This is a genomic window from Cyclobacterium sp. SOCE241 (assembly GCF_056867545.1).
Genome location: NZ_CP149779.1, coordinates 5,617,831 through 5,634,560, shown reverse-complemented (window position 1 = coordinate 5,634,560; position 16,730 = coordinate 5,617,831). Strand labels below are relative to the sequence as shown.

Below are 16,730 nucleotides of genomic sequence, written 5' to 3'. Positions count from 1 at the left end.
AATAACTTTCCAAATCAATAATGTTATGTTTGAACCTTTGCATGGAGCCCCTTTTGTTTTATGTAATGGTATGGATACTTCCGGCTACCTTAAAGCCCATGAGGAGCTGGAGGCTGCAGCAATTTCGATCAATAAAGAACGGACCCTACTTAAAACCATTATTGATAATATTCCAATAAACATTTATACAAAAAACACCAAATTTGAAAAGACCCTGATTAATCAAAAAGAATTAGAGTACATAGGTTTATCAGATGAAAATGAAGTCTTAGGTAAAAAGGACGAAGACTTATTTAATGAGGAAACTGCCAAAGCCTCTAGAATTGAAGATGAATTGGTAATAAAAGACGGAAAAAGTATTATCAATAAAGAAGTCATTCTCGAACAGCAAAATGGCAACAAACGCTTCTGCTTAATTTCTAAATTACCCTTAAAAACTGAGACAGGAGAAATAATTGGTATGGTTGGCATCACCAATGATATTAGTGAAAGGAAAAAAGCTGAATTGGCTTTGCTAGAGAACGGGAAACGGCTGAATGCTATCATTACCAGCACCAATACAGGAACGTGGGAGTGGAACATGAGCAGCAATCAAATCTTGGTTAACCAAAGATTTTGGGAAATAATTGGTTATGAGATTGATGATCAAACCATTTTGTTTCAAGAAGATTGGAACAACTTATGCCATCCGGAAGATTTGGCCAATAAAAAGGAAGGCCTAGCAAAACATTTCAACAAAGAGACCAGTGTTTATGAATGTGAAATTCGCTTAAAACACAAGAAAGGCCATTGGGTTTGGGTGCTAGAAATCGGCAGGGTTTTCTCTTGGGATCATGATGGTAAACCATCATTAATGTACGGCACTTACCAAGACATAAGTTCACGAAAGGAATTTGACAGCCAACTCAATGCCGCCAAGGAAAGTGCTGAAAATGCCAACAAAGCAAAATCTGATTTCCTTGCCAATATGAGTCATGAAATTAGAACTCCATTGAATGGGGTGATAGGTTTTTCAGATCTGTTGATGAAAACCCCTTTGTCTGAGACCCAGCTTCAATACATGAAGACAGTTTACCACTCGGCCCACTCTTTATTGGATTTAATAAATGACATTCTTGACTTTTCTAAAATTGAAGCCGGTAAAATGGAATTGTCCATTGACAAGGTAGATATATTTGAATTAGGCACCCAAGTAGCTGATATAATTAATTATCAGGCACATTCCAAAGGCCTTGAACTCATCCTTAACCTATCACCACACTTACCCCGATTTGTATATGGAGATGACATTAGGATACGCCAAGTTCTTGTGAACCTTCTAACAAATGCGATCAAATTTACCCACAAAGGGAAGTGGAGTTAAAGGTTGAAATATTGGATAATACACCCAATGATGAAACGATAAAATTCCGTTTTTCTGTAAAAGACACAGGGATAGGGATTTCTTTTGATAAACAACTAAAAATCTTTGATGCCTTTTCTCAAGAAGATGCAAGTACTACAAGAAAATTTGGAGGAACTGGTCTTGGATTAACCATTTCTAATAAATTACTAGGCTTAATGGGCAGTAAATTGGAATTAAAAAGCGAGCCAAATAAAGGGAGTTTATTTTATTTTGACCTGTGCCTGAAAGCTGAAGAAGGGGAAAAAGAAAAGTGGAATGAAAACCATGGCTTAAGCAAAGTGTTGGTTGTTGATGACAATCAAACCAACCGGTATTTAATAAAAGAAATTCTAGAAGTAAAAAATATACAATGCTTAGAGGCAAGCAATGGACTGGAAGGTCTTCATGTTCTTGAGAAAGAATGGCCGGTGGACTTGGTATTAATGGATTTGCGAATGCCATTCCTCAATGGCCTAGAAACAATTGAAAAGATCCGATCACTCCCCAACCAAGACATTGCTAAAGTTTCCATTGTGTTACTTTCCAGTTCAAATGATAATGACTTGGAAAAAGAAAAACTTGTCAAATTAAATGTACACCATCGCTTAATTAAGCCGATTAAAAACCACCAAATAGATAAAGTGTTTCAAAAGTTGCAAAACCCCAATTTAAGTGAATTATCACAAGGTCCATCAGTATCCGGGAAAGATCAAAATTTCTTAACCAATCAGGAATTTAATATCCTAATTGCGGAAGATAATCCGGTGAACATGAAGTTGTCAAAGATAATTTTGTCAAAAATTAGTCCTACCATCAATATAATAGAAGCAGAAAATGGGGTAATGGCCTATGAATACGTCATTAAAAATCACCCTGATCTGATTCTTATGGACATTCAGATGCCCATAATGAATGGATATGAGACAGCAAAAGCCATTCGGACAATTGAACATGGCAAAAGTATACCAATTATTGCATTAACAGCCGGAACGGTGAAGGGAGAAAAAGAAAGATGTATTGATTCAGGCATGAACGATTACATGAGTAAGCCCTTGGTACAGGATAAATTAACAGAGAAAATAATTAAATTTCTTCAGCCTAAAAATTCAGATGAATTAGGTCAAGAAGAATTTGAGAATAACACCGGATATAATCCAAAGCATTTTGATAAAGTTCACCTTTTAAATCTATTTGATGGAGACAAAGAAATAGGAAAGGAACTATTGAAAATTGCACAGGTAAACCTTCAAGAGAATAAAACTGAGCTAAAGCAAGCCATCAATTCGCAGAATAAAATTTCTTTAATTGATATCAGTCAAAAAATAAAAAGTTCAGCCAGTACCTCAGGCTTTTTTATTCTATTAGAGTTAACAAATCAAATAGAAAAAACCAAGGAAGGCAAGCCACTTTTTGACCTTGGCTTGAAGGTAGTAGAAGAGATCGATTATTTAATTGATAATTATGACAATATAGAATTATAGGGCTTATAGGTGATTCAAAAAAAAATGAGCTGTCTTTTTTTTTATTTTTACCAAGAAAAGGTAACCATCATTTTTTTCTTACATTTGTTATTCCTTTGTACAAAATCCACCTAAAATAAATAATAACATGCCCGAGACAAAAATTTTCTCAGGTTCAAATACTCCCCTATTGGCCCAAAGTATTGCCAAATCTTATGGGCAAGCACTTGGTGACTTGACATTAGCTAAGTTTAGCGATGGAGAAATGTCACCTAGTTACAACGAATCGATAAGAGGTTGCAATGTCTTTTTGGTACAATCCACAAATCCTTCAGCGGATAACTTATTAGAGTTATGTTTGATGATAGATGCAGCCAAAAGGGCCAGCGCATACAAAGTATGTGCTGTAATCCCCTATTTTGGATATGCAAGACAGGATAGAAAAGACAGACCTAGGGTTAGTATTGCCGCCAAACTAATTGCCAACATGATTACCTCCGGGGGAGCTGACCGTATCATGACTTGTGATCTACATGCAGGGCAAATTCAGGGATTCTTCGATATTCCTTTGGATCATTTGAATGGATCAGCTATCTTTGTGCCCTATTTGAAAAGCTTGGATTTAGGAAACCTTATTTTCGCATCTCCAGATGTTGGAGGAGTTGGTAGAACAAGGTCTTACGCCAAGCATTTTGAAGTAGATATGGTTGTCTGTGATAAGCACAGAAAAAGGGCCAACGAAGTGGCTTCTATGCAATTGATAGGAGACGTAACAGGAAAAGATGTGGTGATGATAGACGACTTAGTCGATACTGCCGGAACCATGTGCAAAGCTGCCCAAATCATTATGGATAAGGGAGCAACTTCGGTTAGGGCCATTGCCACTCATGGAGTCTTGTCTGGTAAAGCCTATGAAAATATTGAGAATTCCGTACTTTCCGAATTGGTCATCACAGATACAATCCCTGTAAGTCAAGAGTCCTCTAAAATAAAAGTGTTGACGGTAGCAGATTTGTTTGCAAAAGCCATTCATGCCGTTACAGGAAACACTTCTATTAGTTCGCTATTTATTTAAGCATTTATTATATTAACCAAACATAAATTATGAAATCACTTGAGATTATAGGGTTTAAAAGAGCAAATCTCGACAGAAGATCTCTTGACGCAATCCGCGAAGAGGGAAATGTTCCTTGTGTTGTTTACGGCCCCGGTATTAAAGAACAAATTCACTTCGTAGCTCCGGCTATTTTATTCAGAGACCTGATTTACACACCTGAAGTACACATGGTGGATCTGAATATCGAAGGCACTATCATAAAAACGATTCTTAGAGAAGCGCAATTTCACCCGGTAAGTGAAGTATTGCTACACGCTGACTTTTTGGCTTTTAGTGATAAAAAGGCGATTAAAATGGAAATCCCTGTAAAACCTTACGGTTCTTCTCCGGGTATTATCAAAGGTGGTAAATTAGAAATCAAAACCAGAACCCTATTGGTAAAAGGTTTTGCCAATGATCTTCCTGATGAGATTCCATTTGATATCTCAACCCTTGAGTTGGGTAAATCTGTAAAAGTAGGTGACCTAAGTGTTGAGAAATTTGAATTACTTAATAGTCCTAATGTAACCATTGCCACCGTAGGTGTTCCAAGAGCATTGAGAGGTAAGAAAGGCGATGCAGAGGAAGAAGAAGGATAAACCTTGTTGTTACTCCTATAAAATTTTAATCCTGTTCTGTTTTTCACGGAACAGGATTTTTTTATCTTCACCTTTTGGTTGTTCCTCCCAATACAGATAAGGCCAAGTAATCATATAGTGAATTAAACTGCTAAGTTAATGATTAAAGGCCCATACAATAATCACTTAGTTTATTGGTGTGGCACTTGAAGGAAAAGGTTTTTTAATTGGGCTATCCCTCGTTAGGTTACAACTATCTAGTTAAAAAAATATAAGATTGTAAAAGGCAAAAAAGCTTATGAAATACCTTGTTGTTGGACTGGGAAATATTGGCCCAGAGTATGAATTGACAAGACATAATATTGGCTTTCTGGTATTAGATAGGTTGGCCGACCAGAAAAATTTAAGCTGGGAGAGTAACCGACTAGCTTTTACCTGCTTGTTCAAACACAAAGGTCGCCAATTGCATTTAATTAAACCCACCACTTATATGAACTTGAGTGGTAAAGCAGTAAATTACTGGATGAAGACCTTGAAAGTTCCAAAAGAAAATGTCTTGGTTGTGGTAGATGACTTGGCCCTCCCTTTTGGTAAACTACGCTTGAAACCCAAAGGATCTAGTGCCGGGCACAATGGATTGAAAAATATCGAAGAGTTGACCGGGGGTCAAAATTATGCCCGCCTTCGATTTGGAATTGGCGATGATTACCCAAAAGGTAAACAAATTGATTATGTATTGGGAAGGTGGTCCCAAGAAGAAATAGACACGCTGCCAATTTATATGGACAAAACGATTGAAATGATCACAGCGTTTAGCACCATAGGTTTGGAGAAAACGATGAATCAATACAATAAATAATAAAATGAAAAATATAAATCTTGGTATACAAATAGTCCCTAAAAGCAAAAACCAGGACAGCTACCAATTGGTAGACAAAGCCATTGCTGTCATTGCTGCCTCAGGAGTGAAATATGAGGTTACGCCTTTTGAAACTGTGATGGAGGGACCGGAAGAAAAATTAATGGCTATAGCCAAAGCTGCGCAAGAGGCAGTTTTGAGCGCTGGTGCCGAAGAAATCCTAGTATATTACCGCATGCAAATCCGCGCTGATAAAGATGTTAGCATGGATGAAAAAACCTTACCACATAAACATTAAGTTATACGTTTAGATCCAACCTATTAGCATTTACGGGTCGATTAAATTAGACGTGCAGGAAATACCTTGAAAACCAATAAAAAAATATAGCCATGGCATTTAATAAAATGGCATGGCTATATTTTTAAAATTTATTTTGCCCAATAATCGATTACGGTAACATCTTTTAAATGTGGCCTTAGTACATCTCCAAAGGCTTTGTGTGCCGGATGAGGCAAATAAGCATCTCTATCTTCTTCACTTTCAAAAGTGAGTAAAAAACAGTGGGTCAGCCCTTTGTTTAATCCTTCAGGACTATTGTTGGTTCCCCATTCAAAAGCTACTATCTGCGGAATTTCATTTTGAAGCCCAATAAATGCTTCTTCAACTTTCGCAATATCAGATGGACTTGATTCCTCTTTAAAAGAAAAAAGGACCACATGTCTTAAAAGTGGTTTATCAGAGCTTACAGTGTTTTTCATTTCTTTTGATTCTTCACTTGTTTCTACATTTCCTCCTGGCTGACAGCCAACAGCTAACAATAATATTACCGCAATTGAAAATAATGGTTTCATAGAAAGGTTTGTATTTAGGTGGTAGTATTTACAATATTGTAAAGTAAATGAAAAAAACCAAAAATGCCCTGAGATAGGGAAATATGTTCCTAATGATTTGGTCAAACCCTAAAAAAATCAAACTTGGATTCAACACATTTTAAACTTAATTATACAATTATAAGCAGATCTTTGTCTTCAATTTAGAAAAAATTAAATCCAATTATAAAAAAATTAAATTAAATGATTTAAATTTAACTTTGGTAATCTAATTGTATTTTTTAGGTATGCCAAAAAGAGAATATTCAGTTCTTTACCATTGTGGCCCAAAAGGTAACAACTAATAGTTAACTGATTTCATGGAGTTTTGACTCCTTAAGCATTGTTTAATAGTATTTAAAGGTTTAATTAGTGATAGACTATATGAAATCCCTATTCTCCATCTATGTTTCAATTAAAAACCAACTTTTATGAGTGAGATAGGGCTAACTTACATAGTGGATGATGATCCACTTTATAATTTTGGAACCAAAAAAATTATTGAAATAACTGCTTTTACCAGTCAGGCACTTTTTTTCTTAAATGGCGAAGAAGCATGGGAAGACTTTCGCCAGAGGGTTGAAAACAATGAGCCCGTTCCTGATGTCATCCTTACAGATATCAATATGCCACTGATGAATGGCTGGCAATTATTGGATAAAATAGGAGAGGTTTCTTTGGATCATCCCATAAAAATCTTTGTGATTTCTTCTTCCATAAACAAAGAAGAAATGGACAAAGCCAAAAAATATGCGCATGTTAGCGATTATATTGTCAAGCCCCTCACTTTAGACAAAGTAAAAAATCTTAAGAAAAAGATATTAGAAGGTGAATATTAAACCGGACGATTGGGCACGGTAGAATTTCCTATTCACCTATTCAAACCTTTAGGTCATTTTCATTGCTGAACAACTTACCTTTTCTACCCAACCATAGCAGATAAAGCCTCCCTTTAGGTACAAGCCCTTGAATGGCTTACATCTCAGCTGTTATCAAGGCGTCTGTTATTTGTAATCTGTGTTAAACTACTATCTATTGTTTGCTTTTTCCATCGCCTTATAGACTTCTTCTAATATATTTGTACGCACATTTAATTTATAAATATTTCGATTTTCCCTTGTTGGGTGGACCCTGTTGGAAAGAAATACGTATACGATTTCATTTTCCGGATCTATCCATGTATAGGTGCCGGTAAAGCCGGAATGCCCAAAACTTTTTTCCGAAACACTAGGCGCTGCATTTCCATTTGGATCGCCTGGTTTATTGGGACGGTCAAAGCCCATGCCTCTGTAATTCCCTTTTTCACAATACACACATTTGCCATATTCATGAACCACACCTGAAGCAATTAACTGTTCCTCCGCGTACAAACCGTCATAAAGGTACAAGTGCATCAGCTTGGCCACATCGTTGGCTGAGCCAAACAAGCCGGCATGTCCACTCACCCCCGAGCATTGCTGCACCTTCATCATGGACCATTCCATGTAAAAGTTGCTTCCTGAAAGCAGAATCATACTCTGTAGGGACGATCCGATCCAACTCAAAATTTAAATAAGGATTAAAAGTAAGCGTCCCTGCACCTAAGGGCTTGTAAAGGTTATCTTCTAAATAATTATAAAATGATTCACCGGTGATCTCTTCCACTACCTTTGGGGCTAGAATAAATGACAAATCACTATAAACATATCCCGGTTCAGCATTTAAAGGTGAAGAGAATATTTCTTTGTAGATTTTTCGCGCATAATTGCGGTGGATGTACAAGCTATCGGCAACCTTAATGGGAAACCTCTTTGAAGAATCCTTCTTCATGGTAAACCATTTGAAATTCCCATTTTTCTTGACTGTGGACATCCAAAAGGGGATCCATGAACGCAACCTAGCCTGATGCGTCAATATATCTTTGTATTTCAAATTCTCCTTATTGGTTCCCTTTGCTGCAGGCAAATAATGCCCTAGGGTTTGGTTTTCATCAAACTTACCCAGACCTTTCAAGTGCATAAATGCTGCCAAAGAGGTACTAATTTTGGTCACCGAGGCAAGGTCATATAAATCATCCGGCTTCACCACTTTTAAGGAGTCATAGGTATGGTAGCCAAATGCTTTGTGATAAAATACTTTACCACTTTTGGCCACAAGGACCTGACCTCCGGGTATGGCCTTTCCTTTTATGGCTTGTTGCATGATCGAATCGATTCCGGTCAGATCCTCTGTAGACAAACCAACTCCCTCAGGTGATGTGTAAGCCATCCGAATGCCTCCTTCCAACTTTAATCCATCACCGCGCTTAAAAATGAATTGATGGTAACAGGCAATTTCCCTTGAGCACCTATTCCTCCAAATATCATTTGAGCCGTTAGATCTTGGGTAAGGGAGGTTTCTTGGTAGGCCGCAATAACTCCTGCCGCATTTTCCAATCCCCGAATTTTTCCCAGGCTATAAACATTACCAAAAACACTTACAATTACGGTATGGCTATCCATAAGGGTTCTCAATAAAGTCACCATTTCAGGACTAATTCCAAAATTGTTATTTCCTTCCCTAATTCCAAGTCCATGAATACCTACCAATATCAATTGATGACTAGCAAGGTTTTCTTTTAAGGCAATGATGTCATTCACATTCCCATCTTTAGGAAATACGAAATGATCCATGGGACTGTACCTTTCAAGTCTGTGCTGAAATTCAGTTCGTTGATTGGCACCAATGGATAAACTTGCAATTTTCGTGTTTTCCAGTCCTTTTACCGGCAATACATTTTCATCATTCTTAAGCAATGTAAGGGAGGCTTTTGTCAAACGCTCCGCTAAAAAATTGGCTGAAGAATTGTTCAAATCAGCTATCAAATGATCGGTTTCTACAGGTGCCCATTGGTCGAGTCCCAGCCAAGCTTTAGCTTTCAATACCTTTAATACCCTTCTATCAATTTCCTCTTGGCTAATTTCTCCTCTTGCTAAGGCAGCTTTGATTTCTGCAATGGCAGCAGGCACATTCATGGTATTCAATAGCATGTCATTCCCTGCCAAAAGGGCTTTGGCATCTACCTTTCCCGGAGGGTAATATTTTGCTACGGCCTGCATATTTAAAGCATCTGTAAAAATCAACCCTTTGTAGCCCATCTCATCTTTCAATAAGTCTGTAACAATAGGTTTGGAAAGACTAGAGGGGCTGTTTATTGCGCTATCAAGTACGGGAATTTCCATATGAGCAACCATTACACTGCCCAATCCCTGATCCATTAATTGTTGAAAAGGATACAACTCCAATTCTTTTAGTCGCTTTTTTGAGAAATGGAGCACAGGAAGTCCATAATGCGAATCTACATTTGTATCTCCGTGCCCTGGAAAATGCTTGGCCGAAGCCAAAATACCATTGTCTTGCATGCCTTTCATATAGGCTAAGGATTTGCTGGTCACATTTTCCTTTTCCTCTCCAAAGGCACGAAAGCCAATTACGGGATTGTTTGCATTGTTGTTGACATCCACAACCGGGGCAAAATTAACATTGATGCCGGCTCTTTTTGCTTGACGGGCCACTTCTGCCCCCATTTCATAAATCAGGCTTTCGTCTGTTATTCCTCCCAAAGCCATTTGATAAGGAAACCGAACCGTACTGTCCAAACGCATTTTAAGTCCCCATTCACCATCCAGACTTATCATTAATGGCACCTTGGAAAGTTTTTGATATTTATTGATCATTTGTGCTTGCCGAACAGGCCCACCTTGAAAAAGATAATTCCTCCAACACCATAGTCCCTTACCAAACCTGCAATTGAATCCACATGTACCTTGTCCTTATTGGAATAGGCAGGAATCATAATTAGTTGGGCAATACGTTCTTCTTGACTTAAGGTAGCCAAAACTGAATCTGCCCAATGCTCATATTTTTCTGCTAAAAAAGGGGGATCTTGTTGTGCAAAAAGCGAGACAAAATTAAAGGAAAGCAAAATCAATGTAAGCAATCCTTTTTTTGCTAAATCTATTAAAGACGGGTAAAGATGTCTCCCGACTTCAAAACTTTCGGTATTCACAATAAAATTGGCCATACTTTCAAACAATTCAAATTCGATTGAAAGATACCAAATTTGTGGCTTCTCATTAAAATGATTTAAAGAAAATGCCTATCATTGGGAATAAAAAATATATTTTAAAAAGAGAACCATGAGTCCATTGCTCGTTTTTGGTGTGATCGCCATTTATTTTGCACTTTTATTATTGATAAGTTACCTCACCTCACTCAAATCTGATAGCCAAACTTTCTTTACCGGAAACAGGGAATCCCCATGGTTCTTGGTGGCCTTCGGCATGGTGGGCGCTGCCTTATCGGGAGTTACCTTTATCTCCGTGCCCGGGGAGGTAGGCAACACCCACTGGGCTTATTTACAATTTGTAATGGGAAATATGGTTGGCTATGCCGTCATTGGCTTGGTACTGATTCCTCTCTTTTATAAATTAAACCTGATATCAATTTACGAATATCTCAAAACAAGATTCGGGCAAAAAGCTTATCTATCCGGGGCTACCATCTTTCTTATCAGCCAAACAATAGGGGCCTCTTTCAGGCTATTCTTAGCAGCTACAGTTTTACAGCTTGCTTTCTTTGACGCTTTCGATATTCCATTTTACGCGGCTGTATTGACCACCATGGTGTTGATTTGGCTATATACTTATAAGAGTGGCATCAAGACTATAGTATGGACAGATACCTTACAAACCATCTTTTTGCTTTTGGCGGTGGTCATAACCATTGTGGTGATAGGCAAACACCTGGACAAAAGCACAGCTGAACTATTAACTGTGGTTGGTGAAAGCGACTTGTCCTCCATCTTTGTTTGGGGAGGCAATTCTAGTCAAAATTTCTTCAAAATGTTCGCAGGAGGTATTTTTATTACCATTGCCATGAATGGTTTGGATCAAAATGTCATGCAAAAGAACCTGACCTGTCGCAATAAAAAAGATGCCCAAAAAAACATCTTCTGGTTTTCCATCACCTTTTTTGTATCAAATCTACTCTTTCTTAGTTTGGGGGTTTTGCTTTATCATTATGCCGAAATCAATGGCATTGATCTGCCAAAGGCTACAGATGAACTGTTCCCTTACTTGGCATTAAATCACTTTGGAACCTTGGCAGGGGTTGTCTTTTTATTGGGCATTACGGCAGCCGCTTTCTCTAGTGCCGATTCAGCTTTAACAGCCTTGACCACCTCTTTTTGTATAGACATTGTCAATCTTCCTGAACGCACAAACATCGATCAGGACAAAACCAGACGATGGATTCATATCGGGTTTACTTTCTTGGTATTCTTAACCATAGTCGCTTTCAATGAGGTAAATGACAGAAGTGTAGTAAGCGCCGTATTCAAGGCAGCAGGTTTTACCTATGGACCTTTGCTTGGTCTATTTGCCTTTGGGCTTAGTAATAAATTTACCATCAGGGACAAGTGGGTACCCTATATCTGTCTTTTAAGTCCTGTCCTTTCTTTTATCTTGGACTGGAATGCTGCCAATTGGTTCAATGGTTTTCAGTTTGGCTTTGAAATCTTATTGGTTAACGCTGCGATTACCTATATCGGGTTGCTCCTTGCGAGTAAAAGGTAATTAAATTAAGCCCGCATCAGGGAAAATGGCAACATGAACAAGGCCAATAACATGGAAAGGGTGAGGGTTACCCCAAACCCCAGCAAACGAAAAGGCAAAAATATCAGCCAAATGAGTGGATACAACAATAAAACAATTAGAGCCAAAGGCCAGCAAAGGACCAACAAGATGGCCCAAAGGACCATTCCGATAAATATTCTCATGGATTAAATTGATTTTTCTTTGGGGAAAATAAAGGCCAATTAAGTGCCAAAAATTATAAAGTCCCTTGAATAAGGTTTCAAGGGACTTTAGAAAATTGATCCCTAGCTCCTGCTACAGTTTCGTACAAATTTGTGTCCGATTTTGTACGAATTAACCTTGGTTATCCGTTTGAATCCAATGCATCCATTTACCAGTCTTTTTTCCAAATGGGACCTCCTGAATATATTTCCCCGACTGAATACCTGGGAGAAGGAATCACCATGCTTTCCATTAAATTGTCTATTTTCTTTACCAACTCCGGATTTTCATCCGCCAGGTTATGTTCTTCAGAAAAATCATCAGCAAGGTTGTATACTTCAATCGGTTGTCCCTGCCCTCTTCTGATTCCTTTCCAATTACCCATCCGCACTGCCTGATCATATCGCTCTCTGGCATGACCAAAATCCCAATAAAACACACGGTTATTTTCAGTAAGGTTATTCCCTTTCAAAGCTTCCACCACAGAGATGCCATCAATTTTTATATTTACAGGGGCCTTGGCTATTTCGGCAAAGGTGGGCAACATATCCTGAAAGCCTATCAGCGCATCTGATTTCCTACTGGCGGGGATGATCCCGGGCCAGCTTGCAATAAAAGGTACTCTAATCCCTCCTTCGTATAAATCCCGCTTATGACCTTTGAGCTTGCCATTCGTCCTGAATTTATCCCAAACATTGCTGTGTCCACCATTGTCTGAAGTAAAAATAATTAAGGTATTTTCTCTAATCCCAAGCTCATTTAGAAGTTTTACAATTTTTCCCACATCCTTGTCTAACCGGTAAATCATGGCCGCATATTTTTTGGCAGCTTCAGGCCAATCTTTTTCAGTATAGGGGTAGGTGGAAGGAACTGTCAACCCATGCTCATCTTCTTCTGCTGCAGAAAAATGGGGGCTGGTGTAAGCGGCATAAAAAAGAAGGGAACCTTTCTATGCATGCGGATGAAGTTTAAAGTTGCATTGGTGAGAATGTCATGACTGTAATTGTTTCTTAAAATGGGGTTATCTGTTAATTGAATTTTTCTATCATCATGATCTAAGTAACCGGGATAATAATAATGAGCATGGTCCTGATTTAAATAACCTGTCCAAGTATCAAAGCCTTTATTGGTGGCTCGACCTTCCGTATTGGCATCTCCTAATGACCATTTCCCTACGCCTCCTGTACAGTAGCCGGCTTCTTTTAAGACCATGGCTAGGGTAATATCTTCTTCCTGAAGATAAGTTGGATAATGTGGCACATTGTCTCTGGCTACTGTATGCCCGTTGTGCAAGCCGGTCATCAGTACAGATCTGGAGGAGGTACATACCGGTCCCCCGGCATAGGCTTGACTAAATACCATACCTTCCTTAGCTAAGGCATCTATATTTGGTGTTTGGATCAATTCTTGACCATAAACGCCTAAATCACCATAGCCCAAATCATCTGCCATAATAAAAACAATGTTTGGCCTATCCCCATTGCTGATTTGCTGTGCATATATGGATTGAAAGGCCATTGATAAAATCAAGAGTATTAACAATAGGGTGTTCTTCAGTAAATGCATTCGTTATAAATTTAAAATAAAAATGTTTCTCACTCTATAGCTCACACCAGGCTACATTGCTAATTCGATATCCAGCAAGCGATTCAGTTGTGATCATGTAAAAGCTATCTACCCATATCTTTTTACAGCCAAAGCATGGATTGGTTTAAATTAACATCTTTTTAGGAAACAATTTCCAAAGGAAATGATGTAAAGGTAAAAAGTGGAAAAGAAAACCCTATTTATTTTTGATAATAACCTCAACAAAACCTTTTTAAGGTTCGTCTAGGATAAAACCAATAAAAAAGTGATGAAAAATCCATTTACAATTCTGATGATAACTTTATGTATTATCGTTTCCTGTGTGGAAGATCCACAGCTTTCAGCTTCTGAAATAGGGCCAATCCCCGTAGGCTCTTGGAGCAATATTTCATACAATGAGGATGGGATTATACTGGAAAAAGTTGATCAATTGCGGGAAAACACTTATGGTTATCGCTTTCTAAGCGATGGCACTTTTATACACCGTGCCAACAGCGGATTTTGTGGCACTCCTCCTATTGTCACAAGTGATTTTGAAGGCAGCTGGACCAAAGACGGTGACATTCTAAATATTCAAGGTACTTTCTGGGGTGGAGGAACAGTAGAAGAATGGCAAATAATCTCTTCCGACAATAATGTTCTAACCATCAAAGTGGTGAAGAGTGAATTGAAGATGGAGGAGTAAGCTTCAGAATAAATTTAATCATTAGCCTATTTCTTTCAATTTGAAATACAATTTATCAATTTGACCGGACTGTCAATCTGTATTAACCAATGGTCGTTTATCAGACCCTGGAATTAAAGATATCCTTTTAATAGACGTCATTCTTATTTAATCTGTAACCACTTTATTCTTCTAAAAATTAGACCAAGCTAAAATTTCTTAGCAAATCTTGGTTTTTATTTTGAACTATACTTATATTTCTTGAGTGTATTTTTTAAGTCCAGAAGAATGAAGCAGATTTATATTATTTTTTATGGGGTTCTTTGTCTTCCAATCCCATGCATTTCAAGAGAATGTCACTACATCTATAGAACCAAGCTGGATTGATCCTATACCTTTATCCAAACCTTCTATTAAAGAAAATTGGCCCTATTATTATTTAGATTTTGAAAGACAAGTAAATCTAAGTAAGCAGACAGTATTCCACCATTACAGGTATCAAGTAATCACTACTGAAGGGATGCAGGAAATGTCAGATATTTCTATTGAATTTGACCCTAGCTTTCAAAAATTAATTTTTCATAAAATCGTAATAGAAAGGGAAGGCATATCTTTAGATCAATTAGACTTAAACAAAATCACCACTGCAAATACTGAGTCAGGCAAAGAAAGGCATTTGTACGATGGAAGTATGACTGCTCTTTTTCATTTGGATGGGGTGCAAAAAGGTGATGTAATTGCTGTAAGTTATTCTATTGTGGGTTTTAACCCCATACACCTTGGGAATTTCTCTTCAAGCTTGTACCATGCCTATACCATCCCTGTAAACCATATTAATTACCGAATTTTTACCGAGTACAATCAAGATATTTATTATAAAAATATCAACCACGAACAAGAGCCAACCATCCGGAAGAATGGGAAAAACAAAATTTATAGTTGGTCCAGCCATCCTGAAAGCCCCGTAGAATTGGATAATAATCTTCCTTCCTGGACCATAGATTTGCCCATAACCTCCATATCCACCCAGCAAAATTGGGAGGATGTAGTGCAATGGGCTTTACCATTATTTTCGACAAAAAATGTGAGTTCCCTGTTGCCCAACCTTAACAAAGAAATACTTGGAGAAAAGGAAATTACCCTGAATTTGATTAGATACGTGCAGGATGAAATACGTTACCTAGGGTTAGAATCCGGGATAGGCGCTTATAAACCTCATTCTCCTGAAAAAGTTTACCAACAGAAATTCGGGGATTGCAAAGATAAATCTCTATTGTTGGTAGCATTGTTACAAAAAGAAGGGATTTCAGCCTACCCTTTATTGGTCAACACATCCATTAGGCAAAACCTAAATCAATTTCAACCTTCTAATAGAATTTTTGACCATTGTGTGGTTGCAATCAATTTGGATGATAACAATTATTTTATTGACCCTACCCTCTCTTTGCAAGGAGGGGATCTTGACCACACCTACTTTCCGGATTATGGATTGGGCTTACTGGTAAAAGAAAACAATTCAGAATTAATAACGCTTCCAAAACCAAAAAAATCTGAGATTAATATTCAGGAGAAAATTTATGTGGACAGCGTTGGAGGGCATGCCATGATTGAAATCAAAACCATTTATAGTGGAAATAAAGCGGATAACGTTCGAGCAGAATTTGAAAACAATCCCATTTCATCCATCCAAAAAGAATACCTGAATTTTTACAACAATTTATATCCGGGAATAGTAGAAACGGAGAAGATACGGTTTTACGATGAACATCGCTTCGGTAATAATGAAGTGCTTGTTGAAGAAAATTATAAGATCGAAGATTTTTGGTTAGAGAATGAGGAGGAAAACTACATTTATTCAAGAGTATATCCCTTAGTTCTGGAATCGTTGGTCAATTATCCAATTGCAACAGCCCGAAACAGCCATTACAATTTGGGAAGCCCATTTTCTTTTAAGCAAGAAACACAGGTTTTACTTCCCGAACCTTGGCATGTAGAAGATTCCAAAAACGAAATAGAAGGTTCCTCCTATAAATATACCAATCAAATACAGGGATATGGTGAACGAATAGCTGTTCAATACTCCTATGATTTATACAATGATTTCATTGAAGGAGAAAAAGTTGCTGAATTTCTATCTGCCCATGAAAACATCAAAAATGATTTAATGTTTAACCTTACCTACTCCTCTTTTGTTGCTTCAGAAAAAAAGAGCATGTTGGCAGTATTTGTTGTTCTATTCCTACTCATTATCGGGACTTTTTATAGTGTTAAAATTTATAAAACTTATGACCCACTACCTTGGGAATATGCTGAAAACAAGAATATTGGTGGATGGTTGGTTCTTCCTGCCATAGGTATAATACTTACCCCCATTCAAATTACAATGAATTTTTCTCCGTGGGATATTTAGACGAGG

General features: G+C 37.7%; 16 protein-coding genes and 1 pseudogene. 11 read left to right on the top strand and 6 right to left on the bottom strand.

Annotated features, from left to right (window positions below):
* Positions 1 to 25: 25 nt before the first annotated feature.
* The 6 genes from WG932_RS28655 (at position 26) to WG932_RS28630 (ending at position 5,675) form a co-directional block, all read left to right on the top strand.
* Positions 26 to 1,363, top strand: a complete 1,338-nt coding sequence (locus WG932_RS28655; protein ID WP_483086183.1) for a PAS domain S-box protein — start codon at positions 26 to 28, stop codon at positions 1,361 to 1,363.
* 11 nt (positions 1,364 to 1,374) lie between these two features.
* Positions 1,375 to 2,865: a response regulator gene (locus WG932_RS28650; protein ID WP_483086182.1), complete on the top strand. Its 1,491-nt coding sequence runs from the start codon at positions 1,375 to 1,377 to the stop codon at positions 2,863 to 2,865.
* A 127-nt stretch (positions 2,866 to 2,992) separates the two neighbouring features.
* Entirely contained in the window at positions 2,993 to 3,919 is a 927-nt protein-coding gene (locus WG932_RS28645; protein ID WP_483086181.1) for a ribose-phosphate pyrophosphokinase, read from the top strand.
* Positions 3,920 to 3,948: 29 nt separating this feature from the next.
* Entirely contained in the window at positions 3,949 to 4,539 is a 591-nt protein-coding gene (locus WG932_RS28640) for a 50S ribosomal protein L25/general stress protein Ctc (protein ID WP_014021030.1), read from the top strand.
* A gap of 277 nt (positions 4,540 to 4,816) precedes the next feature.
* On the top strand, positions 4,817 to 5,377 hold the full coding sequence (gene pth / locus WG932_RS28635; RefSeq protein ID WP_014021029.1) for an aminoacyl-tRNA hydrolase: 561 nt from the start codon (positions 4,817 to 4,819) through the stop codon (positions 5,375 to 5,377).
* Between the two features lie 4 nt (positions 5,378 to 5,381).
* The gene (locus tag WG932_RS28630; RefSeq protein WP_014021028.1) at positions 5,382 to 5,675 is read left to right on the top strand and encodes a thiamine-binding protein; all 294 of its coding nucleotides are present in this window, start codon (positions 5,382 to 5,384) and stop codon (positions 5,673 to 5,675) included.
* A gap of 131 nt (positions 5,676 to 5,806) precedes the next feature.
* Here WG932_RS28630 and WG932_RS28625 read toward each other — a convergent pair whose 3' ends face one another.
* Positions 5,807 to 6,229, bottom strand: a complete 423-nt coding sequence (locus tag WG932_RS28625) for a Dabb family protein (protein WP_339677672.1) — start codon at positions 6,227 to 6,229, stop codon at positions 5,807 to 5,809.
* Positions 6,230 to 6,678: 449 nt separating this feature from the next.
* On the opposite strand from WG932_RS28625, the gene WG932_RS28620 reads away from it, so the two are divergent.
* The gene (locus WG932_RS28620) at positions 6,679 to 7,086 is read left to right on the top strand and encodes a response regulator transcription factor (protein ID WP_014021026.1); all 408 of its coding nucleotides are present in this window, start codon (positions 6,679 to 6,681) and stop codon (positions 7,084 to 7,086) included.
* Positions 7,087 to 7,275: 189 nt separating this feature from the next.
* On the opposite strand, the gene WG932_RS28615 is transcribed toward WG932_RS28620, so the two are convergent.
* Genes WG932_RS28615 through WG932_RS28600 form a run of 4 tightly spaced genes read right to left on the bottom strand, consistent with a single transcriptional unit; the run spans position 7,276 to position 10,289 of the window.
* Positions 7,276 to 7,716: a serine hydrolase domain-containing protein gene (locus tag WG932_RS28615; RefSeq protein ID WP_483088738.1), complete on the bottom strand. Its 441-nt coding sequence runs from the start codon at positions 7,714 to 7,716 to the stop codon at positions 7,276 to 7,278.
* Positions 7,622 to 8,494, bottom strand: coding sequence for a serine hydrolase domain-containing protein (locus tag WG932_RS28610; RefSeq protein ID WP_483086180.1), 873 nt, complete (start codon positions 8,492 to 8,494; stop codon positions 7,622 to 7,624). The genes WG932_RS28615 and WG932_RS28610 overlap by 95 nt, the downstream gene beginning before the upstream one ends.
* Before the next feature lie 20 nt (positions 8,495 to 8,514).
* The gene (locus tag WG932_RS28605; RefSeq protein ID WP_483086179.1) at positions 8,515 to 9,942 is read right to left on the bottom strand and encodes a glycoside hydrolase family 3 protein; all 1,428 of its coding nucleotides are present in this window, start codon (positions 9,940 to 9,942) and stop codon (positions 8,515 to 8,517) included.
* A complete protein-coding gene (locus WG932_RS28600) occupies positions 9,939 to 10,289 on the bottom strand; it encodes a hypothetical protein (protein ID WP_483086178.1) in 351 nt (116 codons plus the stop codon). Before WG932_RS28600 ends, WG932_RS28605 begins: the two co-directional genes overlap by 4 nt.
* A gap of 115 nt (positions 10,290 to 10,404) precedes the next feature.
* Here WG932_RS28600 and WG932_RS28595 point away from each other — a divergent pair, with 115 nt between their 5' ends.
* Together WG932_RS28595 and WG932_RS28590 are read left to right on the top strand one after the other, a co-directional pair.
* Positions 10,405 to 11,841, top strand: a complete 1,437-nt coding sequence (locus WG932_RS28595) for a sodium:solute symporter (RefSeq protein ID WP_483086177.1) — start codon at positions 10,405 to 10,407, stop codon at positions 11,839 to 11,841.
* Between the two features lie 33 nt (positions 11,842 to 11,874).
* Positions 11,875 to 12,051, top strand: a complete 177-nt coding sequence (locus WG932_RS28590) for a hypothetical protein (RefSeq protein WP_339677676.1) — start codon at positions 11,875 to 11,877, stop codon at positions 12,049 to 12,051.
* Positions 12,052 to 12,232: 181 nt separating this feature from the next.
* Here WG932_RS28590 and WG932_RS28585 read toward each other — a convergent pair.
* Positions 12,233 to 13,515 (bottom strand): annotated as a pseudogene (locus WG932_RS28585) (arylsulfatase).
* Between the two features lie 403 nt (positions 13,516 to 13,918).
* Here WG932_RS28585 and WG932_RS28580 point away from each other — a divergent pair.
* Both WG932_RS28580 and WG932_RS28575 read left to right on the top strand, forming a co-directional pair.
* On the top strand, positions 13,919 to 14,335 hold the full coding sequence (locus WG932_RS28580) for a hypothetical protein (RefSeq protein ID WP_483086176.1): 417 nt from the start codon (positions 13,919 to 13,921) through the stop codon (positions 14,333 to 14,335).
* A gap of 292 nt (positions 14,336 to 14,627) precedes the next feature.
* The gene (locus tag WG932_RS28575) at positions 14,628 to 16,724 is read left to right on the top strand and encodes a DUF3857 domain-containing transglutaminase family protein (protein ID WP_483086175.1); all 2,097 of its coding nucleotides are present in this window, start codon (positions 14,628 to 14,630) and stop codon (positions 16,722 to 16,724) included.
* The last annotated feature ends 6 nt before the right edge of the window (positions 16,725 to 16,730 follow it).